The following is a 15537-nucleotide window of genomic DNA, read 5'->3' on the forward strand; positions in this document are numbered from 1 at the left end:
GACCGGCGACGGCCGGGCGGCCGAGCGGCCCGCGTCCGGCACGGCCCCCGCCGGGACGAACCGTGCGCCGTCGCTCAGCGGTGTGACACCGGTGGTTCCGGTCGCCACCCCTCCGGTGAACCGGCAGGGGCCGCCGACCGCTCCGCCGCTGTCCGGCGTCCCGGCATCGAGCGGGCACCCCTTCACGCTCCCCGTGCTGAACGTGTCCGTGTCGCCGCTGATACGCCCGACGATGTCCGGCACCCCGCTGCTGGCGGCGGCGCTCGGCGGTGGCGCCGGGCCGAAGACGGTCCCTTCCTCGGCTTCTCCGGGGCCGTCTCCGGGCTCGCCCGCCAACGACCTGGCGAGCCCGCTTTCCCCCCGGCCCTGACCGGACCCTGCGCGGGGATTCGCAAACCTGGTTGAATTCCGGTGAGGGACGCCTCGGTGGGGCGTACAGAGGCCAGTTGCGGGGAGAGCATGGACGACGGGAAGCCCACCGGGCCGCAGGCGAAGTGGTGGAGCCGCCCCATGGCGGGGCGTGCCGACCGTACGGAGCCGGACAGCGGGCCGGCCCCGGCGGACGCTCCGTCGGCCGAGGACCGCGAGCCGGCAGTCCCGGCCCAGGACGTGGCCCAGGCGCAGGACGTGGCCCCGGGCACGACCTTGGTTCCGGCTCCGCCCTCCGACCCCTCGGGGCGGCCGGAGGAGCACGGCGGCCAGGAGGTTCCGCGCCCGCGCCCGTCCGGGCCCCCGCTCCACGAGCCCGACGAGTACAGCACCCCGCCCTACGGCGGCCCCGGCCCCTGGGCGCCGGCCCCGCCCGTGCAGCGGCCCACCCCGGCCCACGGCACCGTCGTACCGCCGGGGGCCGGAGCCCCGCCCCCGCCGTACGCAGGGACGAACGGCGCCGGAATCCCGGCCCCCGCGCCCGCCGACGGCTTCACGCCCCCGGGGCCCCACGCACAGCCCCAGGCGCCTGACCAGCACACGACGGCCCCCGGGGCCCACCCGGCCCACGCACCGCAGCCGCCGCAGGGAGCCCCCGAGCATCAGACACAGCACCCCGCACCGCACCCCGCGCCGCAACCGCACGCACAGCAGCACACGCAGTGGCTCCAGTACGACCCATGGGGTGCTCCGGGACAGCCGCTGACCCGGCCGGGACCTCCCGATGGCGCCGAGCCCGGCCGCGGGAAGAAGCGCCGGGGCGGGGCGTTCATGGGGGTTCTCCTGCTCACCCTGGTCGCCAGCGGCATCGGCGGCGGCGTCGGCGCGTACATCGAGCGCAACGGCGGCCTGACCACCGTCGAGCTGCCACAGGCGGGCCGCGACACCGGCGACCGGGCCCCCGACAGCGTCGCGGGCATCGCCGCCAGCGCCCTGCCCAGCGTGGTCACCCTGCACGTCAGCGGCACCGCCGAGTCCGGCACGGGCACCGGCTTCGTCCTCGACGGCCGGGGCCACATCCTCACCAACAACCACGTCGTCGCCCCGGCCGGGGCGAGCGGGGACATCACCGTGACGTTCAGCAGCGGCGAGACGGCGTCCGCCGAGCTCGTCGGCAAGGACAGCGGCTACGACCTCGCGGTCGTCAAGGTCCGCGGGGTCTCCGGGCTCAAGCCCCTGCCCCTGGGCAACTCCGACAACGTCCGGGTCGGCGACCCGGTGGTGGCCATCGGCGCCCCCTTCGACCTGTCCAACACGGTGACCTCGGGCATCATCAGCGCCAAGCAGCGGCCGATCACCGCGGGCGGCGAGAAGGGCGACGGCAGCGACATCAGCTACGTCGACGCCCTCCAGACCGACGCCCCGATCAACCCGGGCAACTCCGGCGGACCGCTGGTCGACACCCAGGCCCACGTCATCGGCATCAACAGCGCCATCCGCGCGGCCGACAGCGCCCGGGGCCCCGAGGCGGGCGGCCAGTCCGGCTCCATCGGCCTCGGCTTCGCGATACCCATCAACCAGGGCAAGCGCGTCGCCGAGGAGCTGATCAGCACTGGCAAGGCCACCCACCCGGTCATCGGCGTCACGCTGGACATGAAGTACACCGGCGACGGGGCCAAGGTCGGCACGAAGGGCGCCGACGGCGCGCCCGCCGTCGCGAAGGACGGACCCGCGGCCGAGGCGGGCATCGAGTCCGGCGACATCATCACGCAGGTCGAGGGCCAGCGGGTGCACAGCGGCGAGGAGCTGATCGTGAAGATCCGGGCCCACCGCCCCGGCGACGAGCTCGACCTCAAGCTGACCCGCGGCGGCGAGGAGCGGACGGTGACCCTGACGCTCGGCTCGGCGAGCGGCACGTGACGGCCACCGCGAGGTACCGCCCGGACACCTTCGACAGGTACCTTTGAGCGGTCCGGGCAGCTGGGAGACCCGGGCCGCGATCGCACGGAGAAGACGCGGAGAACACGAGGAGCAACAAGGTGTTCAATGACATAGGCGCACTGGAGCTGTTGACGCTCGGGGTGCTGGCCGTGCTGGTCTTCGGCCCCGACAAGCTGCCCAAGCTGATCCAGGACGTCACGCGCACCATCCGTAAGATCCGCGAGTTCTCGGACAGTGCCAAGGAAGACATCCGCTCGGAGCTGGGCCCGCAGTTCAAGGACTTCGAGTTCGAGGACCTCAACCCCAAGACGTTCGTCCGCAAGCAGCTGATGGACGGCAACGACGACTTGGGGCTGAAGGAGATCCGCGAGAGCTTCGACCTGCGCAAGGACCTGGCCGACGTCACCGACGCGGTCAACGGGCGCACCCCGGCCGCGTCCGATACCGCCACCAGTGCGGCGAACGGCTCGGCGGGCGCGTCGGCGGACGGCGCGACGACCAGCCTCACCAAGACCGGCGACACCGCTCCTGACCTGCTCAAGAAGACCCCGCAGCAGGACCGGCCCGAGCGCCCGCCGTTCGACGCGGACGCCACCTGACCCCGGTCAATCCCGACTCGCCCGGACGGTATGGCTATTCTCCATCTGTCCGGTTGCGAGGATGCCCAAGCCCGCGGGGGGCGGGCCGCTCCGGATCATGACTGATCGAGGAGGCGGCCGCGCAGATGGAGACGACGAGTCGGATTGATACGGACGGTGTCCCGGGCACGGCCACGGCGGGGGAGGTGCCGGCGAAGCGGCGAACCGTCGACGGTTACCGGGAAGCGCCCTTCCCCTGGTACGGGCTGGACGAGGCCTTCACCGGCCCGCGCTGGCTGATGCAGGTCGGCACCGCGGCGGACGGCACGGTGCAGCACGGCGCGACGGGGCACGGTGACGAGCCCTCGGTGAAGTCGGACGGCTCCTCCGACAAGGAGCGGTTCGCGGCGGTGATCACCGTGGCCGCGAGCCCGGTGAGACGCAGCGGTGACGGTACGGGCGTGCTGGACGCCACCACGGTGTCATCGGCGGCCTGGCTCGCGGGCTCCGGCCTGCTGGCGTACACCTGGCCGCCGCAGATGGACCACACCCTGCGCGACGACTGGCTGGACCAGCAGACCGAGACGGCGTTCACCCTCGCCGACGACCTCGGCAGCGCGCCTTGGTCGACGCTCTCCCTCCCGGTGGACGGCGTGCCGGTGGAGTTCCACTACCGCGAGTCCGAGTTCGGCTGGATCCTCGCCGGGTCCGCCCACGAGGGCGTGCACATCGGGGCGTACGGGCGGGGGATGAGCGCGTACGGTCTCGGCTTCGCGGCCATCAAGGACATCGAGACGTACGCGTAGCGACGCGACAGGGCGGGACGTTCACGCAGCGACGCGACAGGGCGGGCCGGATGACCACCGGCCCGCCCCGTGCCGCCCCCGACGGGCGTCAGAACTTGTTGCGCGGGGTGATCCCCAGTGACATGCCCGACAGGCCGCGCTGACGGCCGCCCAGCTTCTCCGCGATCGACCGCAGCGCGCTGCCGGCCGGGGAGTCGGGGTCGGACAGGACGACCGGCTTGCCCTCGTCGCCGCCCTCGCGCAGCCGTACGTCGATCGGGATCGAGCCGAGCACCGGCACCTCGGCGCCGACCGTGCGGGTCAGCCCCTCGGCGACCCGTGCGCCGCCGCCCGAGCCGAACACGTCGACCATCTCGTCGCAGTGCGGGCACGGCATGCCCGACATGTTCTCCACCACGCCGACGATCTTCTGGTGGGTCTGCACGGCGATCGAGCCGGCCCGCTCGGCCACCTCGGCCGCCGCCTGCTGCGGGGTCGTGACCACCAGGATCTCCGCGTTCGGCACGAGCTGCGCCACCGAGATCGCGATGTCGCCGGTGCCCGGCGGCAGGTCCAGCAGCAGGACGTCCAGGTCGCCCCAGTACACATCGGCGAGGAACTGCTGGAGCGCCCGGTGCAGCATCGGACCGCGCCAGACCACGGGCGTGTTACCCGGGGTGAACATGCCGATGGAGATGACCTTCACGCCGTGCGCGGACGGCGGCATGATCATGTTCTCGACCTGGGTGGGCTTGCCGTCCGCACCGAGCATCCGGGGCACGCTGTGCCCGTAGATGTCCGCGTCCACGACGCCGACCTTCAGCCCGTCGGCCGCCATCGCCGCGGCGAGGTTCACCGTCACCGAGGACTTGCCCACACCGCCCTTGCCGGAGGCGACCGCGTACACCCGGGTCAGCGAGCCGGGCTGGGCGAAGGGCACCTCCCGCTCGGCGGTGCCGCCGCGCAGCGAGCTCGCCAGCTCCTTGCGCTGTTCGTCGCTCATGACGTCGAGGGTCACCTCGACCCGCGAGACGCCCTCGACCCGGGCGACCGCCTCGGTCACGTTCCGGGTGATCGTTTCGCGCATCGGACAGCCGGAAACCGTGAGATACACCGTGACAGCCACTACACCGTCAGGATCGATCTCGACCGATTTCACCATGCCCAGCTCGGTGATCGGGCGGTGGATCTCCGGGTCGTTCACTGTCGCCAGTGCCTCAAGCACCGCGTCTTCCGTAGCCATACGGACGATGTTACGGCGCGGAGTGCTACGGGCGGGTAGCTCTTCAGCGGTCGCCTTCGTCACTCTCGGCCGGGAACAGCACCTGCCGGTCCTCCATGTCCCTCACCATGTCCTGGAGTTCCGAGCGGATCCAGTCCCGGGTGGCGACCTCTCCCAGGCCCATACGCAGGGCCGCGATCTCCCGCGTCAGGTATTCGGTGTCGGCGATGGAGCGCTCGTTCTGCTTGCGGTCCTGCTCGTGCGTGACCCGGTCGCGGTCGTCCTGCCGGTTCTGCGCGAGGAGGATCAGCGGCGCTGCGTACGAGGCCTGGAGCGACAGCATCAGCGTCAGGAAGATGAACGGGTACGGGTCGAAGCGCAGTTCCTTGGGCGCGAAGATGTTCCACAGCACCCAGATGATGATGATCAGCGTCATCCAGACGATGAACCGCCCGGTCCCCAGAAAGCGCGCGATCCGCTCCGAGAACCGGCCGAACGCCTCCGGGTCGTACTCCGGCAGCAGCCGCCGGCGCGGGTCCTTCGGCTGGTCCAGCCGGGTGCGCGGGGGCCGCACCAGGCCCGAGGAACCGGTCGACGCCGCCTTCGCCCGCTCCTCACCCGCCATGACCGATCCCCTCCTCCCCGTGCAGATCCGTCTCGCGCCAGTCGTCCGGCAGCAGGTGGTCCAGGACGTCGTCCACGGTCACCGCGCCCAGCAGCGAACCGCTCTCGTCCACGACGGGCACCGAGACCATGTTGTACGCGGCCAGATAACTGGTCACCGTCGGCAGCGGGGTGTCCGGCGACAGCGGCACCAGGTCGCTGTCGACGATCGAGCTGACCAGGGTGAACGGCGGATCGCGCAGCAGCCGCTGGAAGTGCACCGTGCCCAGGTACTTCCCGGTCGGGGTGTCGTCGGGCGAGCGGCACACGTACACCTGCGCGGCGAGCGCCGGAGACAGGTCCGCCTGCCGCACCCGGGCCAGCGCGTCGGCCACCGTGGCATCGGGCAGCAGCACGATCGGCTCGGTCGTCATCAGACCGCCCGCCGTCCGCTCCTCGTACGACAGCAGACGGCGGACATCGGCGGCGTCGTCCGGCCGCATCAGCGCCAGCAGCCGTTCCTTGTCCTCCTCCGGCAGCTCGGAGAGCAGGTCGGCCGCGTCGTCGGGGTCCATCGCCTCCAGGACGTCGGCGGCCCGCTCCTCGGCGAGCTTGCCGATGATCTCCACCTGGTCGTCCTCGGGCAGCTCCTCCAGGACGTCGGCGAGCCGGTCGTCGTCCAGGGCGGCGGCCACCTCCGCCCGGCGTTTCGGCGAGAGGTGGTGCAGGGCGTTCGCCACATCGGTGGGCCGCAGCCGCTCGAACGTGGCGACCAGACTCTCCGCACCCTGGCCGTGCTCCTCCAGCGAGAAACCGGTGACCGCCGACCACTCCACCGTCAGGGTCTCGCCCTTGCGGCGCAGCGCCCCGCCGCGCCCCTTGCGGACGAAGCACTTGTCGATCTCCCAGTCGCGGCGGGCCGGAAGCTGCTGGATGGCCACGTCCAGGACGGTGACCTCCTCACCGTCCTGGCCATGGCCATCCACCAGCCGCACCCGCCGGTCCAGGAACTCGCCGAGGACGAGACGTTCGGTGGGCCGCTGTTCGAAGCGCCGCATGTTGACGACGCCCGTGGTGATGACCTGGCCGGACTCGACGCCCGTCACCCGGGTCATCGGCAGGAAGATCCGCCGGCGGCTGATCACCTCGACCACCAGGCCCAGAATGCGCGGCGGGCGTCCGCCGACCCGCAGCATCGCCACCAGGTCACGGACCCGGCCGACCTGGTCCCCGTTCGGGTCGAAGACGGGTACGCCGGACAGGTGCGAGACGAAGACCCTGGGGGTGACTGCCGCCATCCTCGGCCTCCCTCATCCGTCCGTGTCCGCCGTGTCGTCACGTTCCTCGTGACCGCCCGCGCCCGACGGTCCCGGCCCGACGCCGCCGACCAGCGGATCTCGCCGGTTCACCGGGATCAGGCTAGCCCGTACCGCCGCACCGCGCCCCGGAGGACCCGTCCGTACGGCTGGCTGCCGGACGGTGCGCGCCGCCCGGGTACGCTGCCGTCTGCCACCCCTGATCGCCGTCGAGAGGCAGTGCGCCCGTGACCTCCTTCGCCCCGGCCGTGCGGAACCATCGCCGGACCGCCCTCGCTCTCGTGCTGTGCGGAGGGCTCACCGCGGCCCTGGCCGCCTGCGGCACGGAGGAGGACCCGGACAAGGGGACCAACGGCGTCGCCAAACTCTCCGCCGCCGAGATCGACGAGAAGGCCAGAGCGGCGGCCGAAGCGGCGAGTGCCGTACGCCTGACGGGCACCCTCGTCAGCAAGGGCGGCACCTACCGGCTGGAGATGAAGCTCAACGCGGAGGGCGGCATGGGCTCGGTGACCTCCAAGAAGCAGAGCTTCGCCCTGCTGCGGGTCGACGACGAGCTCTACCTGAAGGCGCCCGCCGAGTTCTGGACCCACGAGGAGAGCGGCGGCGGCGAGGGCGGGTCCTCCGACGTGGCGGCCGCCGACAAACTGGGCGGCAAGTACGTGAAGGTCCCCGAGGGCGACCCCAGCTACCGCCAGTTGCGCGGATTCACCGACAAGAAGATCCTGCTCGACGGGCTGCTCGCGCTGAACGGAAAGGTCAGCAAGGGCGGCCGGGACACGGTCGCCGGGCAGCGCACCATCCAGATCCTGGGCGGCAAGGGCGAGGGCGGGGCGTTCGACGTCTCGCTGGAGGACCAGCCGTATCCGGTCCGGGTGGCGCGGGGCGGCGGCGGGGGCACGGTCACGCTGGCCGACTGGGGGCAGGCCTTCCCCCTGGAGGCGCCCCAGGAGGACGACACCGTCGACTACGGCGGCCAGCTCCCCAAGTCCTCCGGCTGACAGCCCTGGCTCAGCGCTTCCCGCGACGCTTCAGCAGCAGCCGGGGGAGCGCCGCCGGAGCCGGCTGCCGGGTGGTGGCCCCGGTCGGCAGCGGAACGGCCGCCAGCGAGGTGTCCGGCAGCGAGGTGCTGACGGTGTCGGGCGTCAGCCGCACCACGGTGCACTCGCGCGCCCACCGTTCCGTCATCGACTCGGCGTCCGGCGCGTTCAGCCGCTTGCCCTTCAGCTCGGCGACCGCCGCCTCCCACTCCTCGGAGCGCGGCGGCAGGAAACGTACCGCCGCACCCCAGGCGACGATCCGGCCGCCCTTGTCCTTGCTGCGTACGGTCACCTCGGCGCGGCCGCCGTCGGCCAGGCCCTCGGGCAGCGGCTGCTCACCGGGCCCGCCGCCGACCAGGTGCGCCGCGCCGTCGTGCCAGACGTGCCAGACGGCGCGGGCCGGCCCGTCGCCCCGCACCCAGACGAGACCGGACTTCTTCGTGGCCTCCTCGACGAGGGCCCTCTCCAGCAGGTCGGCGGCGGCATCGGGCGCGGCGGCGTCAGTCATGGGCGCGAGCTTACTCAGGGCCCGCCCCCGCAGTGTTCAGAGCCAGCCGTTGCGCTTGAGGATGCGGTGGATGGAGAAACAGACCACCCCGATGACGCCGAGCACCAGCGGATAGCCGTACTTCCACTCCAGCTCGGGCATGTGGTCGAAGTTCATGCCGTAGACACCGCAGATCATCGTCGGCACGGCGATGATCGCCGCCCAGGAGGTGATCTTGCGCATGTCCTCGTTCTGCGTGACGGTCGCCTGCGCCAGATTCGCCTGGAGGATCGAGTTCAGCAGTTCGTCGAAGCCGAGGACCTCCTCCTGGACCCGGGCGAGGTGGTCGGCGACGTCGCGGAAATACTTCTGGATGTCGGGGTCGATCAGCCGCATCGGGCGCTCACTCAGCAGCTGCATGGGACGCAGCAGCGGCGAGACGGCCCGCTTGAACTCCAGCACCTCGCGCTTGAGCTGGTAGATCCGGCCCGCGTCCGAACCGCGCGGGCTGCCCTTGGCCGGAGTGGAGAAGACATCGATCTCCACCTCGTCGATATCGTCCTGCACCGCCTCGGCCACCGCGATGTACCCGTCGACCACATGGTCGGCGATGGCGTGCAGGACGGCGGAGGGGCCCTTGGCGAGCAGCTCCGGATCGTCCTGGAGGCGGTGGCGCAGCGCGCGCAGGGAGCCCTGGCCGCCGTGCCGGACGGTGATGACGAAGTCCCGGCCGGTGAAGCACATCACCTCACCGGTCTCCACGACCTCGCTGGTCGCGGTCAGCTCGGCGTGCTCCACGTAGTGGATCGTCTTGAAGACGGTGAACAGCGTGTCGTCGTAGCGCTCCAGCTTGGGCCGCTGGTGGGCGTGGACGGCGTCCTCGACGGCCAGCGGGTGCAGCCCGAACTCCCGGGCGATGCCCGCGAATTCGGCCTCGGTCGGCTCGTGCAGGCCGATCCACGCGAAGCCGCCCTCCTCCCGCACCTGGAGCATCGCCCCGTGGGGTGTCGGGTTCGCGGGCGTCATCAGCCGGCGGCCGTCGCGGTAGACGGCGCAGTCGACGACTGCGCTGGAGGCGGACGGGTCGCGGGTGGGGTCGTACGCGTTGTACGGGGCGCTGTTCTTACGGAGGGACGGGCGCAGGGACGGGCGCACGGCGGCGCGCAGGTCACGGATCATCGACATGGCTGGCTCCTTCACGGAGGGCCGTCGGCGAGGGCGTGGAACAGCCCGGAATGGGGACGTGCGCTCACGTCCGCAAAGCGGGCGGCACCGCGCGGGCGCGATGACGGCGTTCGCTACAGACAGGCAAAAACGAAGGGCTCTTCCGTTGCGCGAACCACTGCCGAGGAGTCATCCGGATACGACGGCGATGTCGGCACCGGGCGACCGACGAGGCGTCGGATCAACGGGAAATGCGAGGCGCGGAAGAGCGGTTGGTACTGCACGGTCGACTTGGATCCATGGCAGTCCCCACCTCCTCCGGCCGGTCCCCCGTGGGGGACGACGTGTCGTCGGGACGAAGAAGAGCGACGCTTCTGCGTGCTGTCCCGACCGGCGGCCAGGCTATCAGCCGCCCAGGGCCCAATCCCGTACTTTGCCCGTTCCCTACGCGATCTATGCTCGCTGGATGGCAGAAATTCTCGCTCTGGTCGAGGCCCGGCTCCGTTCCGCCCTCGGGGATCCGGACGCCCGCGCCGATGTGACGTTCCTGGGCACCGACCGCATCGAGGTGCTGCGCTTCCTCGACGGCGACGTGGTGCGCTACGCGACGCTCGGCATGTCCGCGCAGCCGATGGCCGACCCCACCGCCCCGCTCGCCGACCCGGTGAAGGGCCCCCGCGCCGAGCTGATCCTGTCCGTACGGGGCGGACTCGCCGACACCGACCAGGTGCTGCGTCCACTCGCCGTGCTGGCAGCCTCCCCGCAGGTCGAGGGGGTGATCGTGGCCGCCGGCGCCTCCCTGGACCTGGGCGAGCCGCTGTGGACCGGGGCGCCGTTCACCTCGGTGCTGGTCGCGGAGTCCGGCGGTCTTGTGGAGGACCTGGAACTGGACGAGCCGATGGACCCGGTGCGCTTCCTGCCGCTGCTGCCGATGACGCACAACGAGGCCGCCTGGAAGCGGGTGCGCGGCGCGCAGGAGCTCCAGGAGCGGTGGCTGACGCACGGTACGGACCTGCGCGACCCGCTGCGCACGTCCGTCGTCCTGGACCAGTGAAAACGTGGGGCCGCGCGCCGGACGGGTGATCGTCCTTGACGCGGGGACCGGCAGGGAGGACGGTTGGTCCCTATGAGGGGCGAACCCAGTTGCCCGAAGTGCGGTGGCCGGGTCAGGGCGCCCGGCCTCTTCGCCGACGCCTGGCAGTGCTCCGTGCACGGCCAGGTCCACCCGATGCAGCCGGTCATCCCGCCGAGCGTCGAAGGCCTCGGCGTCGTGGTGCACCGCGCCCAGGTCCCCGTCTGGATGCCCTGGCCGCTCCCCGTGGGGTGGCTGTTCACCGGGGTCGCCAGCGCGGGCGACGACCGCAGCGGCGGACGCGCGAGCGCCGTGGCCTGCTCCGGGCCCGGACCGCTGGGCGGGATGGGCGAGCTGCTGCTGGTCGCCGAGGAGCTCGGCGTCGGGCTCGGCGCCCGGTACGCCGGGATCGAGGGCCCGGACCCCGGCCACCACCTGGACGTCGACTCCGCTCCCGACGCCAAGGTCCACGCCGCCGGCCGCCCCACCCCCCTCTGGCACGTCAGGAACGCCCCGGAGGACCGCGCCGTCTTCGCGGGCGAGGCACGGGGACTGTGGCTCTGGGCGATCCTGTGGCCCGAGCAGTCGGGGCTGCTGATGTACGACGAGCTGGTGCTCACCGACCTGCGGGACGCCGGGGGAGAGGTGGACCTCCTCCCCTGCGGCGCGCTCACCCCCCGCCTTCTGGCCCCTCCCGAGGCGCCGCCGCGGCAGGCGACGGGCGAGCGGTAGCGGCGTACGCGCCCGGCCCCGCGACGCCCGGCCCCGCGACCGAGAAGTGAGCGCGGGTACGGGAGCAGGTCCGTGCGCGACCACGAGCAGGTCCGTGCGCGGCCGGACGGCCGGCGCGCGGCGGTTATCCTTGAGCGGTCCCCCGTCCGCCCGCGAGCCCTGGAGTCAAGCGTCGTGCGCATCGACCTGCACACCCACTCCACCGCGTCGGACGGCACGGACACCCCCGCCGAGCTGGTCGCGAACGCAGCCGCCGCGGGCCTGGACGTCGTCGCGCTCACCGATCACGACACCGTGGGCGGCCACAAGCAGGCCATCGACGCGCTGCCCGAGGGGCTCACCCTCGTCACCGGCGCCGAACTCTCCTGCCGCATCGACGGCGTGGGCATGCACATGCTGGCCTACCTCTTCGACCCGGCCGACGCCGAGCTGGAGCGCGCCCGGGAGCTCGTACGCGACGACCGGGTGCCGCGCGCCCAGGAGATGGTCCGCAAGCTGCGCGCCCTCGATGTCCCCATCACCTGGGAGCAGGTCGCCCGGATCGCCGGGGACGGTTCGGTCGGCCGCCCGCACGTCGCCGCCGCCCTCGTCGAACTCGGCGTCGTGCCCACCGTCTCCGACGCGTTCACGCCCGACTGGCTGGGTACCGGCGGCCGGGCGTACGCCGAGAAGCACGAGTTCGACCCCTTCGAGGCGGTCCGCCTCGTGAAGGCGGCGGGCGGGGTCACCGTCTTCGCCCACCCGGCCGCCGTGAAACGCGGCGAGGTGGTCCCCGAGTCCACGATCGCCGCGCTCGCCGACGCCGGTCTCGACGGTGTCGAGGTCGACCACATGGACCACGACGCGCCCACCCGGGCCCGGCTCCGCGGCCTCGCCCGCGAACTGGGTCTGCTCACGACCGGCTCCAGCGACTACCACGGCAGCCGGAAACCCGTCGAGCTCGGCGCGTTCACCACCGACCCCGAGATCTACGGTGAGATCACCCGGCGCGCCACGGGAGCCTTCCCGGTGCCGGGCGCCGGCGGAGCCGGCCACCGCTAGGGCCTTTCTTTCGGCTCAGGTCGGGCTCGCGGCGTCCGGCGGATCACGGCCGGACAGCTCCTGGGCCCCGCCCTCCCGCACCGCACCACTTCTCCACTCCCCGCGCGCCCCTGTGCGTACCGCCGCGTGCCCGGCACGGCGACGGCCGCCGCCCGGATCCCGCGCCCCCTCCGTACCGCCCGCTCTTCTCTCGCAAGGCTCACTGTGTTCGACGTCGCTGTCTTCGGATCCCTTTTTCTCACCCTATTTGTGATCATGGACCCACCCGGGATCACGCCGATCTTCCTCGCCCTCACCGCGGGCCGCCCCGCCAAGGTCCAGCGCAAGATGGCGCTCCAGGCGGTCATGGTCGCGTTCGGCGTGATCGCCGTCTTCGGCCTGCTCGGTCAGCAGATCCTCGACTATCTGCATGTCTCCGTGCCCGCGCTGATGATCGCGGGCGGCCTCCTGCTGCTGCTCATCGCGCTCGACCTGCTGACCGGCAAGACGGACGAGCCGACGCAGACCAAGGACGTCAACGTGGCGCTCGTACCGCTGGGCATGCCGCTGCTGGCCGGGCCCGGCGCGATCGTCTCGGTCATCCTCGCGGTGCAGCACGCCGACGGCATGGGCGGCCAGCTCTCGGTGTGGTCCGCGATCGTCGCCATGCACGTGGTGCTCTGGCTGACCATGCGCTATTCGCTGGTCATCATCCGCGTGATCAAGGACGGCGGCGTGGTGCTGGTGACCCGGCTCGCCGGCATGATGCTCTCCGCCATCGCCGTCCAGCAGATCATCAACGGCGTCACCCAGGTCATCCAGAACTCCTGACCCTTCCCCACGCACCACAGCGCCCCCGCACGGACGTTCCGTGCGGGGGCGCTTCGTCTTTAGCGGCGCAATGCGATGAGGCGCGGGGCCTCGTCAGGCGTCATGAGCCCATGAGCGTTACGAAGCCGAGCTGTCGGCCGGCCGGATGTAGAGGCGCTGGCCCGTCGCTGCGGCCTGCTGCACGATCCGGTTGACGGAGGCGGCGTCCACGACGGTGCTGTCCACGGCGGTACCGTCGACGTCGTCGAGTCGCATGATCTCGAAGCGCATAGGGCTTCCCTTCGTCCGATCCTCCTGCTGGAGAACTACTGGCGCCGGTGGGGCGTCCCACCGGCAAGACTAGGAACGCGAGGCTTCCCTCGCGTTCCACGTGGGTTACAACGGCTTGTCCGCTGCAAACATTCCCTACGCTAAGGAAATTTTTTGGATGTCTAAGTACCCGTCGGTAGTCACGCCACCACAGACCATGAGGTCCGCATGAACGAGGCGGACGCGCAGTCCCTCGGCGGAGCCGACCTCGGCGCCCGCCTGGACCGCACCAACGAGCTGCTCCAGCGCATGCTCATCGAGGTCTCCAAGACCCCGTCGACGCACGCCATCTTCGTGGACGCCGGCTATGTGTACGCCGCGGCCGGGCTGCTCGTCACCGGCACCGAGGACCGGCGCTCCTTCGACCTCGACGCCGAAGGGCTGATCGAGGCCTTCATCGACAAGGCCCGCACCATCTTCGCGGACAGCCGGCTGCTGCGCGTCTACTGGTACGACGGGGCCCGCCGCCGCATCCACACCACCGAGCAGCAGGCCATCGCCGAACTCCCCGACGTCAAGGTGCGGCTCGGCAACCTCAACGCCAACAACCAGCAGAAGGGCGTCGACTCGCTCATCCGCACCGACCTCGAATCCCTCGCCCGGCACCGCGCCATCAGCGACGCGGCGCTCGTCGGCGGCGACGAGGACCTGGTCTCGGCGGTCGAGGCGGCCCAGGGCTACGGGGCGCGCGTGCACCTCTGGGGCATCGAGGCCGCCGAAGGGCGCAACCAGGCCGAACCGCTGCTGTGGGAGGTCGACAGTCAGCGCACCTTCGAGCTCGACTTCTGCCGCCCCTACGTCACGCGGCGGCCCGTCACCACGTACGAGGACGACAGCCCGGCCCCCTCCCGGGAGGACGTCCGCTTCGTCGGCGCGCAGATCGCGGCCGCCTGGCTCGCCGCCCGGGGCCGGGAATCCCTCGCCGACCTGCTGCCCGGCCACCCCTATCTGCCGGGCTCCGTCGACCAGGACCTGCTGGTGGAGGCGGAACGCCTGCTCCAGCACTCGCTGCGCGGCCACGCGCACCTGCGACGGGCGCTCCGCGACGGCTTCTGGCAGCACCTGCAGTCGCAGTACTGACGGAAGCGGGGCCGGGGGCGGCGCGCCGGACGGCCGGCCGGTGGGACGCGTCGCGGGTGCGAGCGGCGGCTCAGGCGGCCGTCAGGCCGTCCCAGAACGCGGCCAGGGCTTTCGCGGTCTCCTGCGGGCGGGCGGTGTTGGGGGAGTGCTCGGCGCCGGCGATCGTGGTGCGGCGGGCGCCGAGACGCCGCGCCATGGAGTCGAACAGCTCCACCGGCCAGACGTCGTCGCGCTCCCCGGACAGGACGTGGACGGGCAGGCCGACGGCCGCCAGCTCGTCCACCCGGTCCGGTTCGGCGGCCAGCTGGGCCCCGGTGGCGATCAACTGGGCCGGGCGGTGGGCGAGCCAGCGGTGGCGCATGTCCGCCCCGTCGCCGGTGTCCGCGTCCTGCGGGGGATCCAGCGCCCGCATCGCCTGCCACACCTCGTCCATGGACAGCACAGCCAGCGCGTCGCTCAGCATCTTCACCTTGTCCCGCTGGGCCGCGACGACCTCCGCCGGGCCCGAGGACATCAGTGTCAGCGAGCGGAACGGGGCGGCGTCCAGCAGGACGGCCGCGCGGGCGATCTGACCGCCGAGCGAGTGCCCGAGCAGATGCAGCCTGCCGTCCCCGGCACCCAGGGCTGCCGCCTGGGCCAGCACATCACGTGCCAACTCGCCCTGGGCGTAACTCTCCTGACGGTCCGTCCCCTGGGATTCGTACTGCCCCCGGCCGTCCACGGCGACCACCCGGTAGCCCGCCGCGCACAACGGTTCCAGCAGCGCGATGAAGTCCTCCTTGCTGCCGGTGTATCCGGGCAGCAGCAGGGCGGTGGACCGTGCGGGGGTACGCGGTGCGGCGTCCAGGACGGCGAAGTCGCCGCGCTCGGTCTCCAGGACACGGGCGCGGGCACAGGGCGGCGGGGTGAAGGTGGGCGGGCGGCTCATACGGCGAGGCTATCCCCGCCGCACCCGTACCCGCCTCACCGGGCGGCCCATCCGGCTGTCTCT

The 15537-nt window shown here is 72.0% G+C and carries 16 protein-coding genes and 1 pseudogene; 10 read left to right on the plus strand and 7 right to left on the minus strand.

Annotated features, from left to right (window positions below; all coding sequences use genetic code 11):
* The 4 genes and pseudogenes from CR470_RS40100 to CR470_RS26675 all read left to right on the plus strand — a co-directional run.
* Positions 1-370 (plus strand): annotated as a pseudogene (locus CR470_RS40100) (zf-HC2 domain containing protein); the annotation flags it as partial.
* Positions 371-459: 89 nt separating this feature from the next.
* On the plus strand, positions 460-2289 hold the full coding sequence (locus CR470_RS26665) for a trypsin-like peptidase domain-containing protein (protein ID WP_097870075.1): 1830 nt from the start codon (positions 460-462) through the stop codon (positions 2287-2289).
* 119 nt (positions 2290-2408) lie between these two features.
* Positions 2409-2909, plus strand: a complete 501-nt coding sequence (locus tag CR470_RS26670) for a sec-independent translocase (RefSeq protein ID WP_097870076.1) — start codon at positions 2409-2411, stop codon at positions 2907-2909.
* A 125-nt stretch (positions 2910-3034) separates the two neighbouring features.
* Complete coding sequence (locus CR470_RS26675; RefSeq protein WP_097870077.1) at positions 3035-3694, plus strand: hypothetical protein; 660 nt, start codon at positions 3035-3037, stop codon at positions 3692-3694.
* Positions 3695-3782: 88 nt separating this feature from the next.
* Here the strand turns inward: CR470_RS26675 and CR470_RS26680 are convergent, their stop codons facing one another.
* From CR470_RS26680 to CR470_RS26690, 3 genes are read right to left on the minus strand one after another with little or no spacing between them, the layout of a single operon-like run.
* Positions 3783-4916 (minus strand): Mrp/NBP35 family ATP-binding protein, encoded by a 1134-nt coding sequence (locus tag CR470_RS26680; protein WP_097870078.1) that lies wholly within the window; start codon positions 4914-4916, stop codon positions 3783-3785.
* Between the two features lie 43 nt (positions 4917-4959).
* On the minus strand, positions 4960-5520 hold the full coding sequence (locus CR470_RS26685; protein ID WP_097870079.1) for a DUF1003 domain-containing protein: 561 nt from the start codon (positions 5518-5520) through the stop codon (positions 4960-4962).
* Positions 5510-6796 carry a magnesium transporter MgtE N-terminal domain-containing protein gene (locus tag CR470_RS26690; RefSeq protein WP_097870080.1) on the minus strand — a complete coding sequence of 429 codons (1287 nt, stop codon included), beginning with the start codon at positions 6794-6796 and terminating at the stop codon, positions 5510-5512. The genes CR470_RS26685 and CR470_RS26690 overlap by 11 nt, the downstream gene beginning before the upstream one ends.
* A gap of 245 nt (positions 6797-7041) precedes the next feature.
* Between CR470_RS26690 and CR470_RS26695 the strand changes: the two genes are divergently transcribed.
* Positions 7042-7812, plus strand: a complete 771-nt coding sequence (locus CR470_RS26695) for a hypothetical protein (protein ID WP_097870081.1) — start codon at positions 7042-7044, stop codon at positions 7810-7812.
* 10 nt (positions 7813-7822) lie between these two features.
* Here CR470_RS26695 and CR470_RS26700 read toward each other — a convergent pair whose 3' ends face one another.
* The gene (locus tag CR470_RS26700; RefSeq protein WP_097870082.1) at positions 7823-8359 is read right to left on the minus strand and encodes a hypothetical protein; all 537 of its coding nucleotides are present in this window, start codon (positions 8357-8359) and stop codon (positions 7823-7825) included.
* Between the two features lie 36 nt (positions 8360-8395).
* Entirely contained in the window at positions 8396-9523 is a 1128-nt protein-coding gene (locus CR470_RS26705) for a magnesium and cobalt transport protein CorA (protein WP_097870083.1), read from the minus strand.
* Between the two features lie 445 nt (positions 9524-9968).
* Here CR470_RS26705 and CR470_RS26715 point away from each other — a divergent pair, with 445 nt between their 5' ends.
* The 4 genes from CR470_RS26715 (at position 9969) to CR470_RS26730 (ending at position 13157) form a co-directional block, all read left to right on the plus strand.
* Positions 9969-10556, plus strand: a complete 588-nt coding sequence (locus CR470_RS26715) for a suppressor of fused domain protein (RefSeq protein WP_097870084.1) — start codon at positions 9969-9971, stop codon at positions 10554-10556.
* A gap of 72 nt (positions 10557-10628) precedes the next feature.
* A complete protein-coding gene (locus CR470_RS26720) occupies positions 10629-11306 on the plus strand; it encodes a DUF6758 family protein (RefSeq protein WP_097870085.1) in 678 nt (225 codons plus the stop codon).
* Between the two features lie 174 nt (positions 11307-11480).
* Positions 11481-12347 carry a PHP domain-containing protein gene (locus CR470_RS26725; protein WP_097870086.1) on the plus strand — a complete coding sequence of 289 codons (867 nt, stop codon included), beginning with the start codon at positions 11481-11483 and terminating at the stop codon, positions 12345-12347.
* A gap of 204 nt (positions 12348-12551) precedes the next feature.
* A complete protein-coding gene (locus CR470_RS26730; RefSeq protein WP_097870087.1) occupies positions 12552-13157 on the plus strand; it encodes a MarC family protein in 606 nt (201 codons plus the stop codon).
* A 117-nt stretch (positions 13158-13274) separates the two neighbouring features.
* Here the strand turns inward: CR470_RS26730 and CR470_RS39755 are convergent, their stop codons facing one another.
* Positions 13275-13427, minus strand: coding sequence for a hypothetical protein (locus CR470_RS39755; protein ID WP_097870088.1), 153 nt, complete (start codon positions 13425-13427; stop codon positions 13275-13277).
* Between the two features lie 207 nt (positions 13428-13634).
* Here CR470_RS39755 and CR470_RS26740 point away from each other — a divergent pair, with 207 nt between their 5' ends.
* Positions 13635-14546 (plus strand): NYN domain-containing protein, encoded by a 912-nt coding sequence (locus tag CR470_RS26740; RefSeq protein WP_097870089.1) that lies wholly within the window; start codon positions 13635-13637, stop codon positions 14544-14546.
* A 70-nt stretch (positions 14547-14616) separates the two neighbouring features.
* On the opposite strand, the gene CR470_RS26745 is transcribed toward CR470_RS26740, so the two are convergent.
* A complete protein-coding gene (locus CR470_RS26745; protein WP_097870090.1) occupies positions 14617-15474 on the minus strand; it encodes an alpha/beta fold hydrolase in 858 nt (285 codons plus the stop codon).
* Between the last annotated feature and the right edge of the window lie 63 nt (positions 15475-15537).

It is taken from the genome of Streptomyces sp. rh34 (genome assembly GCF_002551245.1).
Lineage (GTDB): Bacteria > Actinomycetota > Actinomycetes > Streptomycetales > Streptomycetaceae > Streptomyces.